Below are 25733 nucleotides of genomic sequence, written 5' to 3'. Positions count from 1 at the left end.
CCTGCTGCCGGGGCCCGCGCTCAGCCGTCCGGGAAGGCGGGAGCGGGCTCTCACCCGCCCAAGGGTGCCCGGTCCGGCCCGGACGCGGACCACACCGGTACACGCCGGGACGCGCGCGTACTCGACCGGGCCTTGCGACCTCCCCCACTCGGACTTTTGTCCTAAGCCCCCGGGGGCACTCGCGAAAACCCGTCCACCACGGAGTAATGTCCCGTGTGAGAAGACGATCACGAGGAAGGAAACGCTTCATGCTTTCCCGCCTGTTTGCCCCCAAGGTCAAGGTCAGCGCGCACTGCGACCTGCCCTGCGGTGTGTACGACCCTGCCCAGGCCCGCATCGAGGCGGAGTCGGTCAAGGCCGTTCAGGAAAAGATGGCCGGCAACGACGACCCGCACTTCCAGGCCCGCGCCACGGTCATCAAGGAGCAGCGCGCCGAGCTGGCCAAGCACCACGTCTCCGTGCTGTGGAGCGACTACTTCAAGCCCCCGCACTTCGAGAAGTACCCGGAGCTGCACCAGCTGGTCAACGACACCCTGAAGGCCCTGTCGGCCGCCAAGGCGTCGACGGACCCGGCCACCGGCCAGAAGGCGCTGGACTACATCGCCCAGATCGACGCGATCTTCCGGGAGACCAAGAAGGCCTGACCCATGCCTTCTGACCTGCGATTCCCTTTGGTTTGCAGCGTCGTCCCCACCGCACCCGGCCCGCAGCCCGCCGACCACGGCGATCTGAGGGTCCGGGTGCGGTTTCGTTCCGTACCGGATCACGCCGCACGGCCGGTCCCGAGTCCTGAGCAGGGCCGCGGACTCCGTCCGGACGAAGGCGCCGGACGGATCGCGCGTCTCCCCGCCCGGCACACGCCCTCCGCACCGGCCGGGTCGGGCGTTCCCGGCAGGCCTGCTGCGGCGGTACGGGACGTGGGATGCTGGGCGGATGGAGCTGGAGGATCTGGTGCGGCTGCGGCGGGCTCGGGACCGGATGGACCGTGAGTACGCCGAGCCCCTCGACATCACGGGGCTGGCGCGGACCGCGCTGATGTCGCCCGGCCACTTCCAGCGCAGCTTTCGCGCGGCGTACGGGCAGACGCCGTACGGCTATCTCATGACCCGGCGCATCGAGCGGGCGAAGGCGTTGCTGCGGCGGGGCGATCTCACGGTGACCGAGGTGTGCCTCGCGGTCGGCTGTACCTCCCTCGGGTCGTTCAGTTCGCGCTTCACGGAGCTGGTCGGTGAGACCCCGAGCGCGTACCGGGCCCGGTCGCACGAGGAGAGCGCGGTGATTCCGCCGTGCGTGGCCCGGATGTACACCCGCCCGATCCGGGGGCCGGTCAGGGCCGATCCGAGCGAAACCTTCTAGCGTGGGCACATGGACACAGGAAACGATGTACGGCTCGCCCAGTGCTTCATCGCCGTGGACGACCACGACAAGGCGCTGGCCTTCTACCGCGACGTGCTGGGTCTCGAGGTCCGCAACGACGTGGGTTTCGAGGGGATGCGCTGGGTGACGGTCGGCTCGCCGGAGCAGGACGCGGAGATCGTGCTGGAACCGCCCGCGGCGAACCCGGACGCCTCCCCCGGCGACAAGCAGGCGATGGCGGAGCTGCTGGCCAAGGGCATGCTGCGCGGGGTCAACTTCACCACGACCGACTGTGACGCCCTCTTCGAACGCGTCCGGGCCGCCGGTGCGGACGTGCTCCAGGAGCCGGTGGATCAGCCGTACGGGGTACGCGACTGCGCGTTCCGCGACCCGGCGGGGAACATGCTGCGCTTCATGGAGCGCAGCGGACGGTGAGCATCCGCTGGACGTACGCCTTCATCGACCGGCCCGCCGCTCGGGACGGCCGGGCCGGTGACTTCTGGACGGCGGTCACGGGGACTCGGCGTTCCGAACCGAGTGGCGACAGCGGACAGTTCACGACTCTGCGGGCGGACGGCGCCGATGCCTGTGTGGGGGTGCAGAGAGTCCTCTCGGGCGAGGGCGGTACTCACCTCGACTTCTCCGTGGACGACCTCGCGGGGTTCGTCGCGTCGGCGCTACGGCTGGGCGCGGCACCGGTCGCCGAGCACGAGGGGTGGTCCGTCCTGCGGTCGCCCGGGGGGCAGTTGTTCTGCGCGGTGCCCTGGCACGGGGAGGCGGTCCGGCCGCCCGTGGTGCACGGCAGCCGCCTGGACCAGGTGTGCCTCGACGTCCCGCCGCACGCCTTCGACGCCGAAGTCGCCTTCTGGAGCGCGCTGTTGGCCGACTGGGAGTCCCTGCCCGGCTCGCTCCCCCAGTTCCGCGTGGTCAGGCCGCCGGCCGGGCTGCCCCTGCGCATCCTGCTCCAGCGGCTGGGGGAGGAGCGCCCCGCCTCGGCCCATCCGGACCTCGCCTGCGCCGACATCGGTGCGACCCGGGCGCGCCACGAGGCGCTCGGCGCCGTGTTCGTGGCGGCCTTCGACCACTGGACCGTGATGCGGGATCCGTCGGGCGGCACGTACTGTCTGACGGGCCGCGATCCGGAGACGGGCGGGCTGGGCGGCCGACCGCTCTAGCCGCCGTTTCTAGCCGCCGGTGCGGAGGCAGGCGGCGGCCCCACGCCGTCGCAGCCATCCGCCGGCGGCTCGAGAACGGGACACCGGGTCTCCCGCCCGCCGGGAGGACGGGTGTCGGGCCGGCCCCCCTAGCGCCTCGTGCGCCTCATGTCCGCCGGGCCGGCGTCCCGGGCTGGGGCTGACTCGGCGGTACCGGATTCCTCGGTCTCCTCGGCGGTCACGGATCCCGTATCCTGCCGGGCTTGCCCGGCGAGGTGCCGCTCGCACTTCGGATTGCGGCACGGGCCGTGCACCCATACCGGCACCCACGCGCCCAGCGTCTTGTGGCGCCGGACGACCAACTCCACTGGCTGTCCGCAAGCGGGACAGACGGGTTGTTCGCTGCCCATGCCTTCCAGGGTAGGCCCGGCGGCGGCTCAGCGCTTCCCGCTGTGCGTCCGCACCAGCGCACGGGCATACCGGCGCCCTGGACGATCGGATACGTCGCGATGATCAGCTCGTCGATCTCGTCGATCTCGTCGGCCAGCTCGCCGGCGATCTTGGCCCCGATCGTTGACGACTCCGGTTGCAGTACTTCGCAGTACTTCGCTTGTAGTGGTCGCGGGGAATTACAGGGATGTCCCGCCAAGGCGGGGCTCGCGCCACATGGGCCACATCCGGGGGCCCTGAGGGAGGAGGAGGGGCTCACTCGCCGCCTGGAAGCCGAGGCGCTCGTACAGCAGGCGGCTGCGCTCACTGCTCGCCTCGAGGTACGCCGCCCTGCCCTCCCGGTCGCAGCGGTCGAGGACGGAACCGATCAGCGCGGTGCCGAGCCCTTCGCCCTGACGGCCGGGCACGACGCCGATCATCCACAGGTACTCGTGGGCCCGCCCCGAGGGGTGAACGCCCGCCGTGAGCCGGCCGATCAGCTCCACGCGCTCGTTCTCCGGGTCGACGGCCTGGCGCACTTGTACCGGACCGTCGTCCTCCGTCGCCTCGCCGTCCGTCCGCTCGGCGCCGTGGCCACCGTCGTCCGCGGGCATCGAGAGCCACAGCGCGCACGCCGATCCGTCCTCGGTGACGTCGATACGCCCCTCGGCGAGCACGATGTCGGTGAAGGCCGCCATGAGCCTGTGGTGCGTCGTACGGCGGTACTCCGCGTCGGGGAAGACCCAGCCACTCACCGGGTCGTCCTGGAACGCCTCGTCCAGGAGCCGCACTATCAGCTCCCGGTCCTCGTCCCCAGCCGTCCGGATCGCCACGCCCATGTCCGCCCCTTCGTCCCAACCGTCGCCGACCGTACGGACGTTGAGCCTATCGGGGGGCGGTCGAGGGGAGGGCGGGCCCCGCACATCGTGGGGAAGTGCGGGACCCGCCGGGCCGGGACCACGACGCCGCGCGGAGTCAGGAGCCGCACGGCACCGAGTGGTTCCGGGGCCTTGGGGACGGCCGGCTTGCCCGTCAGGTGTTGCGCCGTGTCACGAACTCGGCCAGGGCCAGCAGGCCGCCCGCCGCCTCCGGGTCGGGCACCGCGCGGGCCACTTCCTGCATCGCCCGGGCCATCCGGTCGGCCGCCTGGGCCTGCGCCCAGTCCCGGCCGCCCGCCCGCTCCACGATCAGGGTGATGTGTTCCAGGTCCTCCTTCTGGTGCGGGGTCGCGTACAGGGCGGCGAGTTCCGCCCCCGCCGGGGTGCCGGAGGTGAGCGCGGCGACCACCGGCAGGGATTTCTTGCGGGCGGCCAGGTCCGCGCCGGCCGGCTTGCCCGTGCGGAGCGGGTCACCCCATATGCCGATCACGTCGTCGATGAGCTGGAAGGCCAGCCCCGCCGCACGGCCGAACGCGTCCAGTGCCTCCACGTCCGCGTCCCCGGCCCCCGCGTACAGCGCACCGATCGCGCAGGCGCAGCCGAGCAGCGCACCGGTCTTGGACTCGGCCATGGCGAGCGTCTCGGCGAGGGTGACCTCCCCGGGGCCGCGCCGCTCCATGGCCGTGTCCGCGTGCTGCCCCTCGCACAGCTCGACCACGCAGTCGGCGAGCCGCGCCGCCGCGGCCGAGGCGGCCGGATGGGGGTCCTCGGCGAGCAGTCGCAGCGCGAGCGCCTGGAGCGCGTCCCCGGCGAGGATCGCGCCGGCGTCCCCGAACACCGTCCACGCGGTGGGCCGGTGGCGGCGGGTGGCGTCCCGGTCCATCACGTCGTCGTGCAACAGCGTGAAGTTGTGGACCAGTTCCACGGCCGCCGCCGCCCGCACGGCCGTGGCCCGGGCCGTGGGGCCGCCCAGCGCCGAGGCCGCGGCGAGTACCAGCGCCGGGCGTATCGCCTTGCCCGAGCCACCGCCGGCCGGGGTGCCGTCCGCGTGCTCCCAGCCGAAGTGGTACAGCGCGATCCGGCGCATCGATGCGGGCAGCGAGCCGATGGCGGCCCGCAGCACCGGGTCGACCGCGGCCCGCGCCCGCTCCAGCAGCATCGTCGCCTCGTGCCCGTCACCGGGGCGCTGCTCCGGCTCGGCCGAGGTCTCGGTCGGGCACTGCGCCGTGAGCCCCGTCTTCGGCTCCGTCATGGATTCCGTCATCGACTTCCCCCTGGGACCGACTCGGTGAGGGAGCGGAGGGATGGTGCTTCCGCACCCGGCGAGCGCGTACCTCCGAGGTGTACCCGCCCGGACGGGCGGGGACACGGCGTACACGACGGGAGCCGGCCGACGGTCATCGCCAGCGGCCGATCTCGACGTTCTCCAGCACGCCGAGCGCGTCCGGTACCAGGACCGCGGCCGAGTAGTAGGCCGTGACCAGGTACTTGATGATGGCCTGTTCGTTGATGCCCATGAACCGCACCGACAGACTCGGCTCGATCTCGTCGGGGATGCCGGCGGCCCGCAGGCCGATCACACCCTGGTCCTCCTCTCCGGTACGCAGGGCGATGATGGACGTCGTACGCGCCTCGGTCACCGGGATCTTGTTGCACGGGAAGAGGGGCACGCCCCGCCAGGTGGGGAGGCGGTTGCCGCCCATGTCGATGGTCTCCGGGACGAGTCCCCGCTGGTTGAGCTCACGTCCGAACGCGGCGATCGCGCGCGGATGGGCGAGCAGCAGCCTGGTCCCGCGCCGCCTGCTGAGGAGTTCGTCCATGTCGTCGGGGCTCGGCACGCCCGCGTGCGGCTGGATCCGCTGGTCGTACTCGCAGTTGTGGAGCAGGCCGAAGTCGCGGTTGTTGACGAGTTCGTGCTCCTGGCGCTCCCTCAGTGCCTCGACGGTCAGCCGGATCTGCTGTTCCGTCTGGTTCATGGGCTGGTTGTAGAGATCGGCCACACGGGTGTGGATGCGCAGCACGGTCTGGGCGACGCTGAGCTCGTACTCGCGGGGCCTGGCCTCGTAGTCGACGAAGGTGTGCGGGATGTCCGGCTCACCGCTGTGACCGGCCGCGAGGTCGATCTCCTTCTCGCCGTACTTGTTGGTGCGCTGCCCGGGGACCGAGAGCCGCCGGCGCAGGTGCTCGCGCAGGGTGTCCGACCGCTCGGCGACCTGTTCGACGGCCTCGCGCGGCAGGACCAGCACGGTGCAGGCGGTGAGGGTGCGGGCGGTGTACTCCCAGGTGGCGTCGTCGCCCAGCAGCGCCTGGTCCCCGAAGTAGGCGCCGTCGGCGAGGACTCCGAGGGACTCGTCTTCGCCGTAGGGGCCGGTGCCCACCCGCTCCACCCTGCCGTGCGCCAGCAGGTACACCTCGTCGGCCGGGCTGCCGAAGGAGGCGATCACCTGGCCGGCCGCGATCTCCCGCTGCCGGCAGCGGGCGGCCAGCTCGGTCAGCACCTCCTCGTCCTCGTACGACCGGAGGGCCGGCAGCTCGCCCAGCTCCGCGGGGATGATCTCGACCCGGTCGCCGGTCTTCACGAACGTCATCCGGCCATCACCCACGGCATACGTAAGCCGCCGGTTCACGCGATATGTACCGCCCTGCACATTCACCCAGGGCAGCATGCGCAGCAGCCAGCGTGAGCTGATCTCCTGCATCTGCGGCACGGACTTGGTCGTGGTGGCCAGGTTCCGCGCCGCCGCCGTACCGAGGCTCTGCTGCTGCCCGGTCTGCTCCGTGCGGACCTCTTCGCCTACCGACATAGAGAATTGCCCTCCCCAAATGGTGATGCACGCCCGGTCGCGCCGGGCGTCGCGCTGCGTGATCAAGCGTTCCTCACGCAGCGTGCCCGCGCCATTACCCGAACGAGCGGGGTTGGATCTTGGGTGGGCTGGGCACACAGGGGCGCCCGTTCACCGGCGCCGCAGCGGAAGGAAATTGTCCGGATCGGCTCGTACAGAGCCCGAACGAGTCATTGAACGGGCTTCCATCAGGTATAGCCACGGGTATCAGGCGGTTGCATCGGGCGGCCGCCGCCCAGCACGGAGGAGGGCGGTCATGTCCCCACCCATGTCCGCGAGCGCGTTCCTGCGCGCCCTGAAGGCGGAGGGTCTCACGGTCGTCGAGGTCGGCGACTGGCGCGACCACAACCGCAACCACAAGGGCCCGTGGGGCCCGGTCCACGGTGTCATGATCCACCACACGGTGACCAAGGGCAGCGCCGGAACGGTGGAGCTCTGCCGCAGGGGCTACGCGGATCTGCCGGGGCCGCTGTGCCACGGTGTCATCACCAAGGACGGCCGGGTCCACCTGGTCGGCTACGGCCGGGCCAACCACGCGGGGCTCGGCGACGACGACGTGCTACGCGCGGTGATCGCCGAGAAGCGGCTCCCGGCGGACAACGAGCTGAACACCGACGGCAACCGGCACTTCTACGGGTTCGAGTGCGAGAACCTGGGCGACGGCGAGGATCCCTGGCCGAAGGCCCAGTTGGAGGCCATCGAGAGAGCCGCGGCCGCCGTGTGCCGCCACCACGGCTGGAACGAGCGGTCGGTGATCGGGCACAAGGAGTGGCAGCCGGGGAAGGTGGACCCGCGCGGGTTCACGATGACCTCGATGCGCAAGCGGATCGGCGACCGGCTGGCATGACGCGGGCGCGACGGCACGCCGCCCGTCTCAGCGGCGGTGGCCCGGGCGGAGGGGAGTTCGCCCTCGCGGCGCTGGTCACCCGTGTCGCGTTCCGTGCCCGGGGTCGTGGACGTCCATCGGGATCGTCCGGCCGGTGCACACCGCGTGGGACATCGTCCGCCACCTCAAGGGCGACCCCATCCCCTGCGCTCGCACCTCGTCCGCGGGCTGTGCGATCTGCGACCCGGTGATCGCCCTGTGGTGCCTGCGGGGAGGTCCGTCCCTGGTCGAGACGGTCCGCCACCGCGGCCGCAAGGAGCCTCGGGCGACAATGACGGTGTGACCAGCTCCGACGACCCCCGCTCCGGCGCCCTCACGGGCCTGCGTCCGCGGCTGCCCTCGCCTCTGCGGGAGGTCGCGGACGGACGGTTCGAGCAGCGGGGGGTCCGGCTCCTGCTGAAGCGGGACGATCTGGTCCACCCCGAGCTGGTCGGCAACAAGTGGCGCAAGCTCGCACCGAATCTCGCGGCGGCGGCCGGACGCACCGTGCTCACCTTCGGCGGCGCGTACTCCAACCATCTGCGGGCCACGGCCGCCGCCGGCCGTCTGCTCGGCCTGGACACGGTCGGGGTGGTGCGCGGCCAGGAGCTCGCCGACCGCCCGCTCAACGACTCGCTCGCGCGGTGCGCGGCGGACGGGATGCGACTGCACTTCGTGGACCGGTCGACGTACCGCCGCAAGACCGAACCGGAGACCCTGGCGGCCGTCCTGCGCGCGGCGGACGCCGAGGACGCGTACGTCGTGCCCGAGGGCGGCAGCAACCCCGCCGCCGTGCGCGGCTGCCGGGCACTCGGTGCGGAGCTGGCCGGCCGGGCCGACGTGGTCGCGGTGGCCTGCGGCACCGGCGGCACCCTGGCCGGACTGGCCGCCGGGCTCGGCACCGGTATGCGCGCACTGGGCGTACCGGTCCTCAGGGGCGGCTTTCTGACCGACGGGATACGGGACCTGCAGACCGCGGCGTTCGGCGGCCCGCGCGGCGACTGGAGCCTCGACGACCGCTTCCACTTCGGCGGCTACGGGCGCACCACGCCGGAACTCGTGGCGTTCGCCGAGGACTTCGAACACCGCCACGGCGTTCCCGTGGAGCGCCTCTATGTCGCCAAGTTGCTTTACGCCCTTGTCGCCCTGGCGGAAGAGGACGCGTTCCCGCGCGGGAGCACGGTCGCCGCCGTGATCACCGGCCGCCCCTACCCCTGAGCAGCACCGGACCCTACGTCGTCTCCCGGTAGGCCGCCGCCTCCTCCAGGTCCAGCCGGCGCAGCAGCGTCCGCAGCATCTCGTCGTCGATGTACCGGCCGTCGCGCAGTCTGACGAACATCGCGCGCTCCGCGCTGATCATCTCCCGTGACAGCCGCCGGTAGGTGTCGTCCACCGACTCCCCGGTGACCGGGTTGACCTGCCCGAGCCGTTCCCAGACGGCGTTGCGGCGGCGCTCCAGGACGGTCCGCAGACGCTCGGCGAGCGGCGCGGGCAGGGCGTTGCGCTCGTCGGACAGGAGCTCGTCGAGGCGCTGCTCGGCGACCCTGGACGCCTGCGCCTGGGCGTTGGCCTCCGCGAGGGTCTCGGCCTGCACGTCGCGTCCGGGGAGCTTGAGCACGCGGATCAGCGGGGGCAGCGTCAGTCCCTGCACGACCAGGGTGCCGATGACGGTGGTGAAGGTCAGGAAGAGCAGCAGGTTGCGCTGCGGGAAGTCCTCGCCCTCGGCGGTGATCGGGATCGAGAAGGCGATGGCCAGCGAGACCACGCCTCTCATCCCGGCCCACGCGATGACGAACGGCGCCTTCCAGCCGGGCCTGCCCTCGCGTTCGCGGATCCGCGCCGACAGCAGCGGCGGCAGCCAGGTCGCGGGGTACACCCAGAGGAACCGCATCACGACGACCACCGCGAAGACGGCGAGCGCGTACCAGGCGGCGTCGACGCCCTCGTACTCGCCGAGTCCTCTGAGGACGACGGGCAGTTGCAGTCCGATGAGTGCGAACACCGCGGACTCCAGGACGAAGGCGACCATCTTCCACACCGCCTCCTCCTGCAGGCGGGTGTCGAAGTCGACCTCCCACGCGCGGTGCCCCAGATACAGGGCGACGACCACCACGGCGATGACGCCCGAGGCGTGCACCTGCTCGGCCGCGGCGTAGGCGACGAACGGGATCAGCAGGGAGAGCGTGTTCTGCGGCAGCGCCTCCTTCACATGGGTGCGCAGCCAGTGCAGGGGCGCCATCAGCACCAGCCCGAACGCCACCCCGCCGACCGCCGCGAGCAGGAACTCCTCGACGCCCCCGGCCCAGGTCGCGCCCTCGCCGACCGCCGCCGCCACGGCCACCCGGAACGCGGTGATCGCGGTGGCGTCGTTCAGCAGGGACTCGCCCTGGAGGATGGTGGTGATCCGGGACGGCAGGCCCACCCGGCGTGCCACCGCCGTCGCCGCCACCGCGTCCGGCGGGGCCACCACGGCGCCGAACACCAGCGCCGCCGTCAGCGGCAGCCCCGGCACGATCAGGTACAGGACCCAGCCGACGGCGAAGGTCGCGAACAGCACGTACCCCACCGACAGCAGCGCCACCGGCCGCAGCTGTGCCCGCAGATCGAGGTAGGAGCTGTCGGTGGCGGCCGTGTACAGCAGCGGCGGCAGGACGAGCGGCAGGACGACGTGCGGGTCGAGTGCGTACTCGGGCACGCCCGGGACGTAGCTGACCGCCAGGCCGGCCGCGACCAGCAGCAGGGGTGCCGGCACCGGGGTGCGGCGGGCGGCCGCCGCGATCGCGGCACTGCCCGCCACCAGCAACAGCAGTGGCATCACATCCATGTCCGCGCCCACCCTCGTTTTTCCGCGCGGTCGCCCGCGCGCGCGTCGTACTGTGGCAATCATGAAACAGTGCACGCACGCCGCCGCGCTGCCGCACCCGGACCCCGTCCCACTCGGTGAGACGTGTCCGGAGTGCCTGCGGGACGGCACCGATCCGGTGCAGCTGCGCCTCTGCCTCACCTGCGGTCACGTCGGGTGCTGCGACTCCTCGCCGAAGCGGCACGCCACGGAGCACCACAGGGAGACCGGCCACCCCGTGATGCGGACCCACGAACCCGGCGAGGACTGGCGCTGGTGCTTCGTGGATCACGTACTCGTGTGACCCGGCGTGACTCCGGTGCCGGACGGTTCGACCGTCTGACGGCGGGGTACGTCAATGCGGCGCGCGCTCTTCCCATTTGGCAGCCGCAGACCTCTAGCCACGGAGCGTATTCATAGTTTTACTATGAGTGACGGCAACGGGTCGGGGTCCCGGGGACAGGACCGCCGTGAGCGCGATAGCGTCACCGCTGAACCACGTAGCGCGTTACCCGGGGGCGAACCCGGCCCTGAAACGCTTGTACCACCTTGGAGGTGAGGGTGTCCCAGATCACAGGCGAGCCCGCGACCCAGGACTTCGTGGAAGTCCGGCTGCCGGCCGCGGGTGCCTACCTGTCGGTGCTGCGTACGGCCACGGCCGGCCTCGCGGCCCGTTTGGACTTCACCCTCGACGAGATCGAGGACCTGCGCATCGCGGTCGACGAGGCCTGCGCGATCCTGCTCCAGCAGGCCGTGCCGGGGTCGGTGCTCAGCTGTGTCTTCCGGCTCGTCGACGACTCGCTCGAGGTCACCGTCTCGGCGCCGACCACGGACGGTCACGCCCCTTCGCGGGACACCTTCGCCTGGACCGTGCTGTCCGCGCTCGCGGGTAAGGTCTCCTCCGCCGTGGACGAGGACAGAACCGTTTCGATCAGCCTCTACAAACAGCGCGGCGCGGGACCCGGGCCGGCGTGAGGAACGAGGGCGGGCCGGTGCGGGACGAAGAACGCGGCACACGGGAGCTGCCGGCCGAGAGCATGCCGGACGGTATCGACGGCATCCCCGAGCAGGCCCGGCCGCATCCGGAGGACGGCTCCACGGAGTCCGTCTCCCCGGGCGGCGGGCAGCCCGGCGGTGCCGTGCGGAGCACGCCGGCGGCCGGGACGGCCGAGGTCGCTCCCGGTCACGGGGGCGCCCCCGCGCGGGCGAAGCCGGCGGCGGGGGACGAGGCGAGCGCTCGGGGAAGGGCGACGGGCGGGACGATGAGCGAGCACGAGCGACAGGCCGAGGACGAGGCGCCGCGGGCGCCCGGCGCCCACGGCACGCGGAGCACCCCGGGTGCGCCGCGCGTCCAGGGCGGGCACGCGCACCACGACCCGCAGGACCGCAGCGGGGCGCGCGCCATGTTCCTCGAACTGCGCACACTGACGGACGGCACTCCCGAGTACGCGGAACTGCGCAATCGGCTGGTGCGCATGCATCTGCCGCTCGTCGAGCACCTCGCGCGCCGCTTCCGCAACCGCGGTGAGCCGCTGGACGACCTCACCCAGGTCGCCACCATCGGGCTGATCAAGTCGGTCGACCGCTTCGACCCGGACCGGGGCGTGGAGTTCTCCACCTACGCGACCCCGACGGTCGTCGGCGAGATCAAGCGGCACTTCCGCGACAAGGGCTGGGCGGTGCGCGTACCGCGCCGGCTCCAGGAGCTGCGCCTGGCGCTCACCACGGCCACGGCGGAGCTGTCCCAGCTGCACGGCCGCTCCCCCACGGTGCATGAACTGGCCGAAAGGCTGGCCATCTCGGAGGAGGAGGTCCTGGAGGGTCTGGAGTCCGCCAACGCGTACTCCACGCTGTCCCTGGACGTCCCCGACACCGACGACGAGTCCCCGGCGGTCGCCGACACCCTCGGCGCCGAGGACGAGGCGCTGGAGGGCGTGGAGTACCGGGAGTCGCTCAAGCCGCTGCTGGAGGATCTGCCGCCGCGCGAGAAGCGGATCCTGCTGCTGCGCTTCTTCGGCAACATGACCCAGTCGCAGATCGCGCAGGAGGTCGGCATCTCGCAGATGCATGTCTCCCGGCTGCTGGCCCGCACCCTGGCCCAGCTGCGGGAGAAACTGCTCGTGGAGGAGTGACCCGGCGCGCTGCGGGGGCGCTACTTCCCGGCGTTCCCGGGCCCGCGGATGCCGAGGGCCCGGGTGGTCTCGGCGTTGATCAGCAGGACGAGCGCGGTGACGGCCACGACGGCGAGCACGATCCCGGCCGGGATGGCCACGCTGTCGGACCGCAGCAGGTTGTAGGCCACCGGCAGCGCCATGATCTGTGTGATGACGGCGGGGCCGCGGCTCCAGCTCCGCCGGGCGAACAGCCCCCGCGCGGCGAGCAGCGGCAGCAGGGCGAGCACGATCAGCGTCACCCCGCCGGTGACGGCCTGCTGACGGTCGTCCGGTTCTCCGGTGAAACCGAGGACCAGCATCCAGACCCCGCCGGCCACCAGCGCGAGCCCCTCCAGGGCGGCCAGCGCCGCGGCGTACGCGAGGCGGCGCGGGCGGGGGCCGGTGGCATCCGGGGTGGTGGTGGGGGTCTGCTCACTGCTCACCCTTGAAGGGTAGCCCTCGCCGCACACGCCCCCGTGCCGAGGTTCACGCCCCCCGTCTCCCCTCCGGGCCCGCCTCGGTCTGGGCCCGGTACCACTCAGTAGGTACCCTGCACGTCATGCGTGCACTTCTCGTGGTCAATCCGGCGGCAACCACCACGAGTGCGCGCACGCGCGATGTGCTGATCCACGCGCTCGCCAGCGAGATGAAGCTGGAGGCGGTCACCACCCAGTACCGCGGGCACGGGCGCGACCTGGGCCGGCAGGCCGCGGAGAGCGACGACATAGACCTGGTGGTGGCCCTCGGCGGGGACGGCACGGTCAACGAGGTGGTCAACGGCCTGCTGCACGCGGGCCCCGATCCGGAGCACCTGCCCGGCCTCGCCGTGGTCCCCGGCGGCTCGACCAATGTCTTCGCCCGCGCGCTGGGGCTGCCCAACCAGCCCGTGGAGGCCACCGGCGTCCTGCTGGACGCGCTGCGCGAGGGCCGTGAGCGCACCGTGGGGCTGGGTCTGACCTCGGGCACCCCGGGCACGGAGGACGAGGCCGTACCGGCCCGCTGGTTCACCTTCAACGCGGGACTGGGCTTCGACGCCGGTGTGGTCGGCCGGGTGGAGCAGCAGCGGGAGCGCGGCAGGAAGTCCACCCACGCGCTGTACATGCGCCAGGTCGTCCGGCAGCTGCTCGGCGAGCCGCACCGCCGGCGCGGGGTGATCACCTTGGAGCATCCGGGTGAGGAGCCGGTCGGCGATCTGGTGCTCTCCATAGTCTCGAACACCTCGCCGTGGACGTTTCTCGGCAATCGCCCGATCTACGCGTCACCTAAGGCCTCGTTCGATACGGGTCTCGATCTCTTCGGTCTCAGCCGGCTGTCCACCGCCGCGGTTGCCCGATATGGCACCCAGTTGCTCACTTCGTCCCCGCAGCGTGGACCCCGTGGCAAGCACGCGGTCTCGCGACACGATCTGACACGCTTCACCTTGCATTCGAAGGTGCCGCTGCCCCTCCAGATGGACGGTGACCACCTGGGGCTACGAACCAGCGTGACGTTCACAGGCGTACGCCGTGCACTGCGTGTGATTGTGTGAGCAGAAAGGGCCAAAGTCCTTTCACTCGAACGTTTAGGCCAGGGTCCACCCCATGGAAGTACGGCTGTGACCTAGTCGACACCGAAGAATCAAAAAAAACTTTCCGGTAGGGGTTGTATCCGTCGCCGAGGTTTGCGAGTCTCTACATGGCGATCGGGACGGCCCGCAACACCAGCCTCCACAGATCACCGGAACCCCTCTTCAAACCCAAGGACCACGCCAGCGAACCTGGCGGTCGGCCCTTCACTTGTTGGGGGATTCGTGAAAGCGTTCACATTCACAAGCACGTGCAGTAATACCAAGGAGAGGTAGCAGCCATGGACTGGCGTCACAACGCCGTTTGCCGCGAGGAAGACCCCGAGCTCTTCTTCCCCATCGGCAACACCGGTCCCGCGCTGCTGCAGATCGAGGAAGCCAAGGCCGTCTGCCGTCGCTGCCCTGTCATGGAGCAGTGCCTGCAGTGGGCGCTCGAGTCCGGTCAGGACTCCGGCGTCTGGGGTGGTCTCAGCGAGGACGAGCGTCGTGCGATGAAGCGCCGCGCCGCCCGCAACCGGGCTCGTCAGGCCTCCGCCTGACAACCCCGCCCCTACTGGACAGCCTGAGCTTGGCGGCGCGTGTGCCTGACGGTATTACTCCGTAGACAGCGCGTACGCATCTCCCGCCCCCGAGCCCGCAGCGCGCGGTTTTCCCCGAGGTCTCGACTCCGCTCGAGCAGGGGGACCCCGAAGCAACGAGCATCAGCCCCGGACCGTCATTCGGTCCGGGGCCTTTTGCTGTCCGCTACGTGTCCGACGGCACCGGAATGTCGAGGATCACCCTGGTCCCCCGGTCCGGGGCCGGGACCATGTCGAAGGTGCCGCCCAACTCGCCTTCCACCAGGGTCCGTACGATCTGCAGGCCGAGGTTGCCCGCGGTGTGCGGATCGAATCCCTCGGGCAGACCCACGCCGTCGTCCTGAACGGTGACGAGCAGGCGGGCCTCCTTCGTGGTGCCGCCGCGGACCGCGGACACCTCGACGGTGCCGGTCTCTCCCTCACCGAAGCCGTGCTCCAAAGCGTTCTGCAGGACCTCGGTCAGCACCATCGACAGCGGGGTGGCGACCTCGGCGTCGAGAATGCCGAAGCGGCCCGTGCGCCGGCCGGTGACCTTGCCCGGGGAGATCTCGGCGACCATCGCGAGGACGCGGTCGGCGATCTCGTCGAACTCCACCCGCTCGTCCAGGTTCTGGGAGAGCGTCTCGTGCACGATCGCGATCGACCCGACCCGCCGCACGGCCTCCTCCAACGCCTCGCGGCCGCGCTCGGACTCGATACGGCGGGCCTGGAGGCGCAGCAGCGCCGCCACCGTCTGGAGGTTGTTCTTCACCCGGTGGTGGATCTCCCGGATGGTCGCGTCCTTGGTGATCAACTCGCGTTCGCGGCGGCGAAGTTCGGTGACGTCACGGAGCAGGACCAGCGAGCCGATGCGCGTCCCCTTCGGTTTGAGCGGGATCGCCCGGAACTGGATCACTCCGTCATGGGCCTCGATCTCGAACTCGCGCGGCGCCCAGCCGCTGGCGACCTTGGCCAGCGCCTCGTCCACCGGCCCGCGGGAGGGGGCCAGTTCGGCGGTGGTGCGGCCGAGGTGATGGCCCACCAGGTCGGCGGCGAGACCCATGCGGTGGTAGGCGGACAGGGCGTTCGGGGAGGCGTACTGGACGAGGCCGTCGGCGTCGAGCCGGATCAGCCCGTCGCCGACGCGGGGCGAGGCGTCCATCTCGAGCTGCTGGTTCGCGAACGGGAACGAACCGGCCGCGATCATCTGGGCGAGGTCCGAGGCGCTCTGGAGATAGGTGAGCTCCAGCCGGCTCGGCGTGCGCACGGTGAGGAGGTTGGTGTTGCGCGCGATGACACCGAGGACGCGCCCCTCTCGCCGTACGGGGATGGACTCGACCCGTACGGGAACCTCCTCGCGCCACTCCGGGTCGCCCTCGCGCACGATGCGGCCCTCGTCCAGCGCCGCGTCCAGCATGGGCCGGCGTCCGCGGGGGACGAGGTGGCCGACCATGTCGTCCTGGTACGAGGTGGGCCCGGTGTTGGGCCGCATCTGGGCGACGGACACATAGCGGGTGCCGTCGCGGGTGGGGACCCACAGGACCAGGTCGGCGAAGGAGAGGTCGGAGAGCAGCTGCCACTCCGAGACCAGCAGATGAAGCCACTCGAGGTCGGTGTCGTCGAGGGCGGTGTGCTGGCGTACGAGTTCGTTCATGGAGGGCACGTCAGCGAGCGTACCCGGGGGCCGGTGCCGCCCCGGAAACACCCGCGGGCCGCGGCGCCTGAGAGGGACCCTCAACCCTCCCGGCACCGCAGCCCGGAGCAACATCGGCCGCGGGGTGTGCGGTCCCGGTCGGCCGAGGGATGAGGAACCGGGGCAGTCAGGGCAGAGAGCTCCGGATCCTCGGTCCGCCTTCCTGTGCGGGGAAGGCAGGCTTGTGTGCCCTGTTACGCATTGTGGACTAGACCACTACCCGTGTAAATGCGTGTGACGCTTTCTTTGTTGTCACGTTGTCGTACGCACGGACCCACGGGCGTCCGGCACGCAGCCTAACCCCTGCGCGTGCCCGTACGGGGCCGGACGGCCATGACGATGTGAGCGAGCCCGTCCGGCACCTCCCGGGCCGCGCCGTCCCGCGCCTGCCGCGACATGCCCTGAGGGATCGCCCCCGCGTGCCGGGCGAGCAGGGCGGCGCCGGTGTCCGCGGACAGCGCTCCGGCGGCGACGTCGGCCCGGATCCGGCTCTCCACCGCTTCGATCCCGGCCACGCGCCCCTCGCAGTGACCGCTCCACCTCGGGGCCGAGCAGTTCACGGCGGCGTGGGCGACGAGGCAGCCGCGCGGACGGCCGGTGCGGCGTACGCGGTGGCGGCCTCCCGCAGCGTCCGCTCGACGGCGGCCCGGGCCGTCAGCTCCTCACCCGCCCTCCTCGCCGCTCGGCCACCCTGACCGCTCGCCGGCCGGCCACCGGCAGCGCATGTGACAGCGGGCGCCGGACAAAGGCGCCCGGCTGTTCGCCTGGGAGGGAGGGCACCGCTCTGTTAGATTGGGATTGGTCTAAACCACATGAGTCGAGTCCTCCTGAAGATCGGCAGGCCCACCGTGGAAGTTGTCATCGTTGCGGACGCCAAGGCGGGCGGCGAGCTCATCGCCGAGGCCATGGCACAGCTCCTGCGACGCAAGCCCGACGCCGTGCTCGGCGTGGCCACCGGCTCGACGCCGCTGCCCGTCTACGAGGCGCTGGCGGCCAAGGTGCGCTCCGGCGCCGTGGACCCCTCTCGGGCGCGGATCGCCCAGCTCGACGAGTACGTGGGTCTGCCCGCCGAGCACCCCGAGTCCTACCGCTCGGTGCTCCGGCGCGAGGTGCTGGAGCCGCTCGGGATCGGGATGGACGCCTTCATGGGCCCCGACGGCACCGCCGAGGACGTGCAGGGCGCGTGCGAGGCGTACGACAGGGAGCTGGCCGTGGCCGGGGGCGTGGATCTCCAGCTGCTCGGGATCGGCACGGACGGGCACATCGGGTTCAACGAACCGTGTTCCTCGCTCGCCTCGCGCACCCGGATCAAGACGCTCACCGAGCAGACCCGGGTGGACAACGCGCGCTTCTTCGACGGCGACATCGACCAGGTCCCGCACCACGTCATCACCCAGGGCATCGGCACCATCCTGGAGGCCCGTCACCTGGTGCTGCTGGCCACCGGTGAGGGCAAGGCCGACGCCGTCGCCGCGACCGTCGAGGGACCGGTGGCGGCGATCTGCCCGGCGTCCGCGCTGCAGCTGCACCCGCATGCCACGGTGGTCGTCGACGAGGCCGCCGCCGCCAAGCTGAAGCTCGCCGACTACTTCCGGCACACCTACGCGAACAAGCCGGAGTGGCAGGGCATCTGAGCGCCGACCGTGGACTAGACCAGCCCTTGGCGCAGGGGTATACAGAGGGGATCACGGAGCGTGCGGGGCACACCCCCGCCCCGAGCCGTGCCACGATGTCAGCCGTGGCCGATGGGGATGTCGGTCGTTTCGGCACCCGGAGCCGGGAAGGCAGAGCATGAGCACCGACGTCAGCAGTGCGGAGAACGAGGGTGGGACTGCGGTCCGTACGGCGCGGGTGCCCAAGTACTACCGGCTGAAGAAGCACCTGCTCGACATGACCGAGACGGCGTCGCCCGGTACGCCGGTCCCGCCCGAACGCACCCTGGCGGCGGAGTTCGACACCTCCCGGACCACCGTGCGCCAGGCGCTCCAGGAACTGGTGGTCGAAGGGCGCCTGGAGCGCATCCAGGGCAAGGGCACCTTCGTCGCCAAGCCCAAGGTCTCGCAGGCGCTGCAGCTCACCTCGTACACCGAGGACATGCGCGCCCAGGGCCTGGAACCCACCTCGCAACTGCTGGACCTCGGCTACATCACCGCCGACGACCGGCTCGCCGGGCTGCTCGACATCACGCCCGGCGGACGGGTGCTGCGCATCGAGCGGCTGCGCATGGCCAACGGTGAGCCGATGGCCATCGAGACGACCCATCTGAGCGCCAAGCGCTTCCCGGCGCTGCGCCGCAGCCTGGCGAAGTACACCTCCCTGTACACCGCCCTCGCCGAGGTGTACGACGTCCATCTCGCGGAGGCGGAGGAGACCATCGAGACGTCCCTGGCCACCCCGCGCGAGGCCGGACTGCTCGGCACCGATGTCGGCCTGCCGATGCTGATGCTGTCCCGGCACTCGCTGGACCGGGGCGGGCAGCCGGTGGAGTGGGTGCGCTCGGTGTACCGGGGCGACCGGTACAAGTTCGTCGCGCGCCTGAAGCGCCCCCAGGACTGATCCCGCACTGATCCCGGACTGACCCGAAGCAGTCCCGCCGGACCGAGTCCGCAAATGCCGACGAAGCGGGCGGTTGACAGGGTTTTCGTTGCTGTTGCCTCTCGGTTGAGCGGCGCCTGGATACCGCTATGCGGACGAGGGGTTACGGCCACGCCGCACCCTGACTACATTTCCTGCGCATTACCGCCGGTGATCAGTGAGGGGACGGAGCCGTCAGATGTCACAAGCCCCAGAAACCAGAGGAGGGCCGGTGGTGACGCCCATGCGCGTCGTCATCGCCCTCTGTCTCGTCGCACCGTTCGTGGCGATGCTGTGGGTCGGTTCGTACGCGAAGACCGATCCCACCGTCATCGGCATCCCGTTCTTCTACTGGTACCAGATGCTGTGGGTGCTGATCTCGACGGTGCTGACGATGGTCGCGTACAAGCTCTGGCAGCGTGACCAGCGCGCCCGCTCGGCCTCGAAGGGCGGTGCGTCGCGGTGAACGACGGCGTGAACGGCGTGGCACTCGCCGTCTTCATCTTCTTCTTCCTGCTGGTCACGGTGATGGGCTTCATGGCCGCGCGCTGGCGCAAGGCCGAGAACGAGAACAGCCTCGACGAGTGGGGTCTGGGCGGGCGGTCCTTCGGCACCTGGGTCACCTGGTTCCTGCTCGGCGGCGACCTGTACACCGCGTACACCTTCGTGGCCGTGCCGGCGGCGATCTACGCGGCGGGCGCGGCCGGCTTCTTCGCGGTGCCGTACACGATCCTGGTGTACCCCCTGATCTTCACCTTCCTGCCCCGGCTGTGGTCGGTGTCGCACAAGCACGGCTATGTGACGACGTCCGACTTCGTGCGCGGCCGGTTCGGCTCGAAGGGGCTGTCGCTGGCCGTCGCGGTCACCGGCATCCTGGCGACGATGCCGTACATCGCGCTCCAGCTGGTCGGCATCCAGGCCGTGCTGGACGTGATGGGCGTCGGCGGCGGCGAGGACACCAACTGGTTCATCAAGGACCTGCCGCTGCTGATCGCCTTCGGTGTGCTGGCGGCGTACACGTACTCGTCGGGTCTGCGGGCCCCCGCGCTGATCGCGTTCGTGAAGGACACGCTGATCTACCTCGTCATCGCGGTGGCGATCATCTACATCCCGATCAAGCTGGGCGGCTTCGACGAGATCTTCGCCTCGGCGAGCGAGGCGTACAGCCAGACCAACCCGGCCACGGGCGCGCCGCGCGGCGCGCTGGTGCCCGGCGAGGCGGGCCAGTGGACGTACGCCACGCTGGCGCTGGGCTCGGCGCTCGCGCTGTTCATGTACCCGCACTCGATCACCGCGACACTGTCCTCGCGCAGCCGTGAGGTGATCCGCCGCAACACCACGATCCTGCCGCTGTACTCCCTGATGCTGGGTCTGCTGGCGCTGCTCGGCTTCATGGCGATCGCGGCCGGCATCAAGGTCAGCAACGGGCAGCTGGCGATCCCGCAGCTGTTCGAGACCATGTTCCCTGACTGGTTCGCGGGCATCGCCTTCGCGGCCATCGGCATCGGCGCGCTGGTGCCGGCGGCGATCATGTCGATCGCGGCGGCCAACCTGTTCACCCGCAACATCTACAAGGACTTCATCAAGCCGGACGCGACCCCGGCGCAGGAGACCAAGGTCTCCAAGCTGGTCTCGCTGCTGGTGAAGGTGGGCGCGCTGGCCTTCGTCCTGACCATGGACAAGACGGTCGCGATCAACTTCCAGCTGCTGGGCGGCATCTGGATCCTGCAGACCTTCCCGGCGCTGGTGGGCGGTCTGTTCACCCGCTGGTTCCACCGCTGGGCGCTGATCGGCGGCTGGGCGGTCGGCATGATCTACGGCACGGTCGCCGCGTACGGGGTGGCCTCGCCGACGCAGAAGCACTTCGGTGGCTCGGCGAAGGAGATCCCGGGCATCGGCGAGATCGGCTACATCGGTCTCACCGCCTTCGTGATCAACGTCCTGGTGACGGTGGTCCTGACCTTCGTCATGAGGGCCGTCAAGGCGCCCGAGGGCATCGACGAGACCAAGCCGCAGGACTACACGGCGGACGCGGGCGACCCCGGCGTCCAGGTGGAGCTCCCGCCGGCCACGGCGGGCAGCGCGCACTGACGCCGCGGACAACGGGCAGCGGGCCGCCGGAGGAATCCGGCGGCCCGTTGCCGTACCCGTCCGGCAGACTCCCCTCATGGACATCGTCATCCGGCCGGTGGAGGCCGGCGAGTACGAGGCACTCGGCGAGATCACCGCACGGGCCTATCTGCTGGACGGACTGCTCGACTTCGGGGAGAGCGACGCGTACCTCGACGAGCTCAGGGACGTGGCGAAGCGGGCGGCCGCCGCCGAGGTGCTGGTCGCCGCGGAGGGTGGGTCGGTGCTGGGCGGGGTGACCTTCGTGCCGGGCGGCGGGCCGATGGCCGACATCGCCGGGCCCGGCGAGGCTGAGATCCGGATGCTCGCGGTCGCCCGCACCGGCCGGGGGCGCGGCGCCGGGGAGGCCCTGGTGCGGGCCTGCGTCGACCGGGCGCGGGCCGTCGAGGGGTGCGTACGGATCGTGCTGTCGACCCAGCGCACCATGCGCTCCGCCCACCGCATCTACGAACGGCTGGGTTTCACCCGCACCCCCGAGCGCGACTGGAACCCTCTGCCGGACCTGGACGACATCACTCTCCTCACCTACGAGTTGACGCTCTGAGAGCGGCGCGACACAACATATGGGGTTGCTGGCGGAGCCTGGCACAAGATGTATGCTCATGCTCGCTGTCGCCGCAGGGGAATCCGGTGCGAATCCGGAACTGTCCCGCAACGGTGTACCCATGCCCGCCCGCATTCCGGTGCGCGTGGGCGTCAGTCCGAGGACCTGCCGACAGCGCGCCCGGCCGTCCGGTCCGGGCGCGTGGACGTCCGGGCCTCGTGGGATGGGCCGGTGGACGCGACGCCGCGTGCGCTCGTGTGCTGCCCCCTGCCCTCGTGAGGCCCCATGCCGAGCGAGGGAGAGCCCCACGTGACCATCGCGCCAGCCGATCCGGTTTCAGCGATCGACGTGACAGAGGAGAGCGACGGCCCCGGTGCCGCGCTGCTGCGGACCCTGACCGAGCTGACCGCCGACCTGCCCGACGCCGACCCCGGACGGGTCGCCGCCGCCGCGCTGCGCGGCCGGTCCGCGCGCGCCGACGAGGCCGAGCTGCGGGAGCTGGCCACCGAGGCGGCGGCCGGGCTCATCTCCGAGGACCCGGCCTACTCCCGGCTCGCCGCCCGCCTGCTGACCATCGGCATCCGCGCCGAGGCCGCCTCGCAGGGCGTCACGTCGTTCACCGAGTCCGTCGCGACCGGGCACCGCGAGGGCCTGATCGCCGACCGGACCGCCGCGTTCGTCCGGCTGCACGCGGAGCGCCTCGACGCGCTGATCGACACCCGGGCCGACGACCGCTTCGGCTACTTCGGTCTGCGCACCCTCCACAGCCGCTACCTGCTGCGGCACCCGGTCACCCGCAAGGTCGTCGAGACGCCCCAGCACTTCATGCTGCGCGTCGCCGCCGGTCTCGCCGAGGACGACACCGCGCGCTCGGTGGAGGAGGTCGCCGGGCTCTACGGGCTGATGAGCCGCCTGGACTACCTGCCCTCCTCCCCCACGCTGTTCAACTCCGGGACGCGGCACCCCCAGATGTCGTCCTGCTACCTCCTCGACTCCCCCAAGGACGAGCTGGACTCGATCTACGACCGCTACCACCAGGTCGCCCGTCTCTCCAAGCACGCCGGCGGCATCGGACTGGCCTACTCCCGCATCCGCTCCCGGGGTTCCCTGATCCGCGGCACCAACGGGCACTCCAACGGCATCGTCCCGTTCCTGAAGACGCTGGACGCCTCGGTCGCCGCCGTGAACCAGGGCGGGCGGCGCAAGGGCGCGGCGGCGGTCTACCTGGAGACCTGGCACTCCGACATCGAGGAGTTCCTGGAGCTGCGCGACAACACGGGTGAGGACGCCCGCCGTACGCACAACCTGAACCTCGCGCACTGGGTGCCGGACGAGTTCATGCGCCGGGTGAACGCCGACGCGCAGTGGTCGCTGTTCTCCCCGGCGGACGTGCCCGAACTGGTCGACCTGTGGGGCGAGGAGTTCGAGGCGGCCTACCGGGCCGCCGAGGCAGCGGGCCTGGCGAAGAAGACGCTCCCGGCCCGCGAGCTGTACGGCCGCATGATGCGCACCCTCGCACAGACCGGCAACGGCTGGATGACCTTCAAGGACACCGCCAACCGCACGGCCAACCAGACCGCCGAGCCGGGACACGTCATCCACTCCTCCAACCTCTGCACGGAGATCCTGGAGGTCACCGACGACGGGGAGACGGCGGTCTGCAACCTGGGCTCGGTCAACCTCGGCGCGTTCGTCGATCCGGCGGCCGGCGACATCGACTGGGAGCGGCTGGACGCGACCGTCCGCACGGCCGTCACCTTCCTCGACCGGGTGGTGGACATCAACTTCTACCCGACCGAGCAGGCGGGCCGCTCCAACGCCCGCTGGCGCCCGGTGGGCCTGGGCGCGATGGGCCTCCAGGACGTCTTCTTCAAGCTGCGCCTGCCCTTCGACTCGCCCGGGGCGAGGGCCCTGTCCACCAGGATCGCCGAGCGGATCATGCTCGCCGCCTACGAGGCGTCCGCCGACCTCGCCGAGCGGGACGGCCCGCTGCCCGCCTGGGAGAAGACCCGTACCGCCCGGGGTGTGCTGCACCCGGACCACTACGACACGGACCTGGCCTGGCCGGAGCGCTGGGCGGCGCTGCGGACGCGGATCGCCTCCGTCGGGATGCGCAACTCGCTGCTCCTGGCGATCGCGCCCACCGCCACGATCGCGTCGATCGCGGGCGTGTACGAGTGCATCGAGCCGCAGGTGTCCAACCTGTTCAAGCGCGAGACGCTGTCCGGGGAGTTCCTCCAGGTCAACTCCTACCTGGTGAACGACCTCAAGCAGCTCGGCGTGTGGGACGCGCGCACCCGTGAGGCGCTGCGCGAGGCGGGCGGCTCGGTGCAGGACTTCGCCTGGATCCCCGAGGAGGCCCGCCGGCTGTACCGCACGGCGTGGGAGATCCCGCAGCGCGGTCTGATCGACATGGCCGCCGCCCGCACCCCGTTCCTGGACCAGGCGCAGTCGCTGAACCTGTTCCTGGAGACGCCGACCATCGGCAAGCTCTCCTCGATGTACGCCTACGCCTGGAAGCAGGGCCTGAAGACCACGTACTACCTGCGTTCCCGCCCGGCGACCCGGATCGCCCGCGCGGCGCGCGCGACCGTGCCCGTCCAGCAGCCGGCCGACCCCGAGGCCGTCGCCTGCTCCCTTGAGAACCCCGAGTCCTGCGAGGCCTGCCAGTGATGACCAGCGAAACGAAGAACCTGCTCGACCCGGGCTTCGAACTGACCCTGCGCCCCATGCGCTACCCCGACTTCTACGAGCGCTACCGGGACGCCATCAAGAACACCTGGACCGTGGAGGAGGTCGACCTCCACTCGGACGTGGCCGACCTCGCCAAGCTGACCCCCGCGGAGCAGCACCTCATCGGGCGCCTCGTGGCCTTCTTCGCCACCGGCGACTCGATCGTGGCGAACAACCTGGTGCTGACCCTGTACAAGCACATCAACTCCCCCGAGGCGCGGCTGTACCTGTCGCGGCAGCTCTTCGAGGAGGCGGTGCACGTCCAGTTCTACCTGACCCTGCTGGACACCTACCTCCCCGATCCCGACGACCGGGCGGCGGCCTTCTCGGCCGTGGAGAACATCCCGTCCATCCGGGAGAAGGCCGAGTTCTGCTTCAAGTGGATGGACTCGGTGGAGCGGATCGACCGGCTGGAGACGCAGGCCGACCGCCGGCGCTTCCTGCTCAATCTGATCTGCTTCGCCGCGTGCATCGAGGGCCTGTTCTTCTACGGGGCCTTCGCCTACGTCTACTGGTTCCGCGGCCGGGGCCTGCTGCACGGTCTGGCGACCGGCACCAACTGGGTGTTCCGCGACGAGACGATGCACATGTCCTTCGCCTTCGACGTGGTCGACACCGTGCGCAAGGAGGAGCCGGAGCTGTTCGACGAGCGGCTGGGGCAGCAGGTCACCGACATGCTGCGCGAGGCGGTCGAGGCGGAGCTGCAGTTCGCGCGCGACCTGTGCGGGGACGGGCTGCCGGGCATGAACACCGAGTCGATGCGGCAGTACCTGGAGTGCGTCGCCGACCAGCGGCTGCTCCGGCTGGGCTTCGCGCCGGTGTACGGCTCGGAGAACCCGTTCTCCTTCATGGAGCTCCAGGGCGTCCAGGAGCTGACGAACTTCTTCGAGCGGCGCCCGTCCGCGTACCAGGTCGCCGTGGAGGGCACGGTCGACCTGGACGAGGACTTCTAGGGCCTGTCCGAGGGACCGCGCGCCCCGGCGCCGCCTCACACCGCCCGTGCGGTGCGGTGCGAGGCGGCGCCCTTCGCCGCGCGGGGGTGTCCGGCCGGGGTGGCGGGACGGGCGCGGCGACGGTCCCACCGTGCGCGGCAACACGGGCTTCGCCCTCCAGGTGGAGCACGGCCCGGAGCCCTGGAGACGGCCGGCGGAGGTCACCGTGGAGCAGCTCGCCGCCCGCGCGCTCATGTCCCCGCGCACCCTCGCCCGCCGCTTCCAGCAGGAGACCGGCACCACGCCCAACCGCTGGGTCCTGCGCCGGCGGGTGCTGCTGGAGGCGACGGACGAGACGGTGGACGCGATCGCGGGCCGCACCGGCTGCGGCGGCGCTGCGCCACCACTTCGTCCGTGCCGTGGGCACCGCTCCGCACGCCTGCCGGCGGACGTTCCGCGGCCCGCAGGCCGCCTGAACGCCCGCCG

At 71.1% G+C, this 25733-nt stretch carries 28 protein-coding genes, 2 pseudogenes and 1 riboswitch; of the genes and pseudogenes, 21 read left to right on the top strand and 9 right to left on the bottom strand.

The window, feature by feature from the left end:
* The first annotated feature begins 248 nt into the window (after positions 1-248).
* The 4 genes from sodN to IE178_RS10330 all read left to right on the top strand — a co-directional run bounded on the left by sodN (position 249) and on the right by IE178_RS10330 (position 2531).
* Entirely contained in the window at positions 249-644 is a 396-nt protein-coding gene (sodN, locus tag IE178_RS10345; protein WP_184764630.1) for a superoxide dismutase, Ni, read from the top strand.
* A gap of 289 nt (positions 645-933) precedes the next feature.
* Positions 934-1356 (top strand): helix-turn-helix transcriptional regulator, encoded by a 423-nt coding sequence (locus tag IE178_RS10340; RefSeq protein ID WP_184764631.1) that lies wholly within the window; start codon positions 934-936, stop codon positions 1354-1356.
* A 9-nt stretch (positions 1357-1365) separates the two neighbouring features.
* Positions 1366-1791 (top strand): VOC family protein, encoded by a 426-nt coding sequence (locus IE178_RS10335; RefSeq protein WP_184764632.1) that lies wholly within the window; start codon positions 1366-1368, stop codon positions 1789-1791.
* Positions 1788-2531, top strand: coding sequence for a VOC family protein (locus tag IE178_RS10330; RefSeq protein ID WP_193512027.1), 744 nt, complete (start codon positions 1788-1790; stop codon positions 2529-2531). Before IE178_RS10335 ends, IE178_RS10330 begins: the two co-directional genes overlap by 4 nt.
* Before the next feature lie 128 nt (positions 2532-2659).
* On the opposite strand, the gene IE178_RS35815 is transcribed toward IE178_RS10330, so the two are convergent.
* The 5 genes and pseudogenes from IE178_RS35815 to IE178_RS10315 form a co-directional block, all read right to left on the bottom strand.
* The gene (locus IE178_RS35815) at positions 2660-2920 is read right to left on the bottom strand and encodes a hypothetical protein (protein ID WP_318279958.1); all 261 of its coding nucleotides are present in this window, start codon (positions 2918-2920) and stop codon (positions 2660-2662) included.
* 59 nt (positions 2921-2979) lie between these two features.
* Positions 2980-3078 (bottom strand): annotated as a pseudogene (locus IE178_RS35810) (dihydrofolate reductase family protein); the annotation flags it as partial.
* Between the two features lie 61 nt (positions 3079-3139).
* The gene (locus tag IE178_RS10325; protein WP_193512026.1) at positions 3140-3778 is read right to left on the bottom strand and encodes a GNAT family N-acetyltransferase; all 639 of its coding nucleotides are present in this window, start codon (positions 3776-3778) and stop codon (positions 3140-3142) included.
* Positions 3779-3971: 193 nt separating this feature from the next.
* Positions 3972-5069, bottom strand: a complete 1098-nt coding sequence (locus IE178_RS10320; RefSeq protein ID WP_193512073.1) for a family 2 encapsulin nanocompartment cargo protein polyprenyl transferase — start codon at positions 5067-5069, stop codon at positions 3972-3974.
* A 145-nt stretch (positions 5070-5214) separates the two neighbouring features.
* Positions 5215-6621 carry a family 2B encapsulin nanocompartment shell protein gene (locus tag IE178_RS10315; RefSeq protein ID WP_193512025.1) on the bottom strand — a complete coding sequence of 469 codons (1407 nt, stop codon included), beginning with the start codon at positions 6619-6621 and terminating at the stop codon, positions 5215-5217.
* Positions 6622-6916: 295 nt separating this feature from the next.
* Here IE178_RS10315 and IE178_RS10310 point away from each other — a divergent pair, with 295 nt between their 5' ends.
* The 3 genes from IE178_RS10310 to IE178_RS10300 all read left to right on the top strand — a co-directional run bounded on the left by IE178_RS10310 (position 6917) and on the right by IE178_RS10300 (position 8743).
* Entirely contained in the window at positions 6917-7507 is a 591-nt protein-coding gene (locus IE178_RS10310) for an N-acetylmuramoyl-L-alanine amidase (RefSeq protein WP_184764636.1), read from the top strand.
* Positions 7508-7640: 133 nt separating this feature from the next.
* Positions 7641-7829, top strand: a complete 189-nt coding sequence (locus tag IE178_RS36905) for a DUF6010 family protein (RefSeq protein WP_193512024.1) — start codon at positions 7641-7643, stop codon at positions 7827-7829.
* Entirely contained in the window at positions 7826-8743 is a 918-nt protein-coding gene (locus IE178_RS10300; protein WP_193512023.1) for a 1-aminocyclopropane-1-carboxylate deaminase/D-cysteine desulfhydrase, read from the top strand. Before IE178_RS36905 ends, IE178_RS10300 begins: the two co-directional genes overlap by 4 nt.
* A 13-nt stretch (positions 8744-8756) precedes the next feature.
* On the opposite strand, the gene IE178_RS10295 is transcribed toward IE178_RS10300, so the two are convergent.
* Positions 8757-10349, bottom strand: a complete 1593-nt coding sequence (locus IE178_RS10295; protein ID WP_184764639.1) for a Na+/H+ antiporter — start codon at positions 10347-10349, stop codon at positions 8757-8759.
* A gap of 61 nt (positions 10350-10410) precedes the next feature.
* Between IE178_RS10295 and IE178_RS10290 the strand changes: the two genes are divergently transcribed.
* From IE178_RS10290 to IE178_RS10280, 3 genes are all read left to right on the top strand, one after another.
* Entirely contained in the window at positions 10411-10671 is a 261-nt protein-coding gene (locus IE178_RS10290) for a UBP-type zinc finger domain-containing protein (RefSeq protein ID WP_184764640.1), read from the top strand.
* A gap of 257 nt (positions 10672-10928) precedes the next feature.
* On the top strand, positions 10929-11342 hold the full coding sequence (locus tag IE178_RS10285; protein ID WP_184764641.1) for an ATP-binding protein: 414 nt from the start codon (positions 10929-10931) through the stop codon (positions 11340-11342).
* A 17-nt stretch (positions 11343-11359) separates the two neighbouring features.
* Positions 11360-12499 carry an RNA polymerase sigma factor SigF gene (locus IE178_RS10280; protein ID WP_184764642.1) on the top strand — a complete coding sequence of 380 codons (1140 nt, stop codon included), beginning with the start codon at positions 11360-11362 and terminating at the stop codon, positions 12497-12499.
* 20 nt (positions 12500-12519) lie between these two features.
* Here IE178_RS10280 and IE178_RS10275 read toward each other — a convergent pair whose 3' ends face one another.
* Entirely contained in the window at positions 12520-12963 is a 444-nt protein-coding gene (locus tag IE178_RS10275; RefSeq protein ID WP_193512022.1) for a hypothetical protein, read from the bottom strand.
* Between the two features lie 116 nt (positions 12964-13079).
* Between IE178_RS10275 and IE178_RS10270 the strand changes: the two genes are divergently transcribed.
* Both IE178_RS10270 and IE178_RS10265 read left to right on the top strand, forming a co-directional pair.
* Complete coding sequence (locus tag IE178_RS10270; RefSeq protein WP_184764644.1) at positions 13080-14048, top strand: diacylglycerol/lipid kinase family protein; 969 nt, start codon at positions 13080-13082, stop codon at positions 14046-14048.
* A gap of 317 nt (positions 14049-14365) precedes the next feature.
* The gene (locus tag IE178_RS10265) at positions 14366-14623 is read left to right on the top strand and encodes a WhiB family transcriptional regulator (RefSeq protein WP_016639615.1); all 258 of its coding nucleotides are present in this window, start codon (positions 14366-14368) and stop codon (positions 14621-14623) included.
* Positions 14624-14828: 205 nt separating this feature from the next.
* Here IE178_RS10265 and IE178_RS10260 read toward each other — a convergent pair whose 3' ends face one another.
* Together IE178_RS10260 and IE178_RS10255 are read right to left on the bottom strand one after the other, a co-directional pair.
* A complete protein-coding gene (locus tag IE178_RS10260) occupies positions 14829-16295 on the bottom strand; it encodes a sensor histidine kinase (RefSeq protein ID WP_184764734.1) in 1467 nt (488 codons plus the stop codon).
* Positions 16296-16630: 335 nt separating this feature from the next.
* Positions 16631-16849: a hypothetical protein gene (locus IE178_RS10255; RefSeq protein WP_193512021.1), complete on the bottom strand. Its 219-nt coding sequence runs from the start codon at positions 16847-16849 to the stop codon at positions 16631-16633.
* Between the two features lie 51 nt (positions 16850-16900).
* On the opposite strand from IE178_RS10255, the gene IE178_RS35800 reads away from it, so the two are divergent.
* The 9 genes and pseudogenes from IE178_RS35800 to IE178_RS10215 form a co-directional block, all read left to right on the top strand.
* Complete coding sequence (locus IE178_RS35800; RefSeq protein WP_318279954.1) at positions 16901-17029, top strand: hypothetical protein; 129 nt, start codon at positions 16901-16903, stop codon at positions 17027-17029.
* 153 nt (positions 17030-17182) lie between these two features.
* On the top strand, positions 17183-17968 hold the full coding sequence (nagB, locus tag IE178_RS10250; protein ID WP_193512072.1) for a glucosamine-6-phosphate deaminase: 786 nt from the start codon (positions 17183-17185) through the stop codon (positions 17966-17968).
* Between the two features lie 157 nt (positions 17969-18125).
* Positions 18126-18890, top strand: a complete 765-nt coding sequence (locus IE178_RS10245; RefSeq protein WP_184764646.1) for a GntR family transcriptional regulator — start codon at positions 18126-18128, stop codon at positions 18888-18890.
* Between the two features lie 217 nt (positions 18891-19107).
* Entirely contained in the window at positions 19108-19374 is a 267-nt protein-coding gene (locus IE178_RS10240) for a DUF3311 domain-containing protein (protein WP_184764647.1), read from the top strand.
* Positions 19371-20999 (top strand): monocarboxylate uptake permease MctP, encoded by a 1629-nt coding sequence (gene mctP, locus IE178_RS10235; RefSeq protein ID WP_193512020.1) that lies wholly within the window; start codon positions 19371-19373, stop codon positions 20997-20999. The genes IE178_RS10240 and mctP overlap by 4 nt, the downstream gene beginning before the upstream one ends.
* Positions 21000-21075: 76 nt before the next feature.
* Positions 21076-21582 (top strand): GNAT family N-acetyltransferase, encoded by a 507-nt coding sequence (locus tag IE178_RS10230; protein ID WP_184764649.1) that lies wholly within the window; start codon positions 21076-21078, stop codon positions 21580-21582.
* Between the two features lie 52 nt (positions 21583-21634).
* Positions 21635-21769, top strand: a riboswitch (cobalamin riboswitch).
* Positions 21770-21867: 98 nt separating this feature from the next.
* Complete coding sequence (locus IE178_RS10225) at positions 21868-24255, top strand: ribonucleoside-diphosphate reductase subunit alpha (protein WP_184764650.1); 2388 nt, start codon at positions 21868-21870, stop codon at positions 24253-24255.
* A complete protein-coding gene (locus tag IE178_RS10220) occupies positions 24255-25268 on the top strand; it encodes a ribonucleotide-diphosphate reductase subunit beta (RefSeq protein WP_193512019.1) in 1014 nt (337 codons plus the stop codon). Before IE178_RS10225 ends, IE178_RS10220 begins: the two co-directional genes overlap by 1 nt.
* A 196-nt stretch (positions 25269-25464) precedes the next feature.
* Positions 25465-25723, top strand: a pseudogene (locus IE178_RS10215) (helix-turn-helix domain-containing protein); the annotation flags it as partial.
* Between the last annotated feature and the right edge of the window lie 10 nt (positions 25724-25733).

Source organism: Streptomyces griseoloalbus, from assembly GCA_014650015.1.
Lineage (GTDB): Bacteria > Actinomycetota > Actinomycetes > Streptomycetales > Streptomycetaceae > Streptomyces > Streptomyces griseoloalbus.
Note: the sequence above shows the minus strand (reverse complement) of the source record. Positions and strands in the feature narration are given on the sequence as shown.

Coding starts and splice junctions, on each gene's coding strand:
- sodN (WP_184764630.1), top strand. CDS start 249: ATGCTTTCCCGCCTGTTTGCCCCCAAGGTCAAGGTCAGCGCGCACTGC.
- IE178_RS10340 (WP_184764631.1), top strand. CDS start 934: ATGGAGCTGGAGGATCTGGTGCGGCTGCGGCGGGCTCGGGACCGGATG.
- IE178_RS10335 (WP_184764632.1), top strand. CDS start 1,366: ATGGACACAGGAAACGATGTACGGCTCGCCCAGTGCTTCATCGCCGTG.
- IE178_RS35815 (WP_318279958.1), bottom strand. CDS start 2,920: ATGGGCAGCGAACAACCCGTCTGTCCCGCTTGCGGACAGCCAGTGGAG.
- IE178_RS10325 (WP_193512026.1), bottom strand. CDS start 3,778: ATGGGCGTGGCGATCCGGACGGCTGGGGACGAGGACCGGGAGCTGATA.
- IE178_RS10320 (WP_193512073.1), bottom strand. CDS start 5,069: ATGACGGAGCCGAAGACGGGGCTCACGGCGCAGTGCCCGACCGAGACC.
- IE178_RS10315 (WP_193512025.1), bottom strand. CDS start 6,621: ATGTCGGTAGGCGAAGAGGTCCGCACGGAGCAGACCGGGCAGCAGCAG.
- IE178_RS10310 (WP_184764636.1), top strand. CDS start 6,917: ATGTCCCCACCCATGTCCGCGAGCGCGTTCCTGCGCGCCCTGAAGGCG.
- IE178_RS10295 (WP_184764639.1), bottom strand. CDS start 10,349: ATGGATGTGATGCCACTGCTGTTGCTGGTGGCGGGCAGTGCCGCGATC.
- IE178_RS10290 (WP_184764640.1), top strand. CDS start 10,411: ATGAAACAGTGCACGCACGCCGCCGCGCTGCCGCACCCGGACCCCGTC.
- IE178_RS10270 (WP_184764644.1), top strand. CDS start 13,080: ATGCGTGCACTTCTCGTGGTCAATCCGGCGGCAACCACCACGAGTGCG.
- IE178_RS10265 (WP_016639615.1), top strand. CDS start 14,366: ATGGACTGGCGTCACAACGCCGTTTGCCGCGAGGAAGACCCCGAGCTC.
- IE178_RS10260 (WP_184764734.1), bottom strand. CDS start 16,295: ATGAACGAACTCGTACGCCAGCACACCGCCCTCGACGACACCGACCTC.
- IE178_RS10245 (WP_184764646.1), top strand. CDS start 18,126: ATGAGCACCGACGTCAGCAGTGCGGAGAACGAGGGTGGGACTGCGGTC.
- IE178_RS10240 (WP_184764647.1), top strand. CDS start 19,108: ATGTCACAAGCCCCAGAAACCAGAGGAGGGCCGGTGGTGACGCCCATG.
- IE178_RS10230 (WP_184764649.1), top strand. CDS start 21,076: ATGGACATCGTCATCCGGCCGGTGGAGGCCGGCGAGTACGAGGCACTC.
- IE178_RS10225 (WP_184764650.1), top strand. CDS start 21,868: ATGCCGAGCGAGGGAGAGCCCCACGTGACCATCGCGCCAGCCGATCCG.
- IE178_RS10220 (WP_193512019.1), top strand. CDS start 24,255: ATGACCAGCGAAACGAAGAACCTGCTCGACCCGGGCTTCGAACTGACC.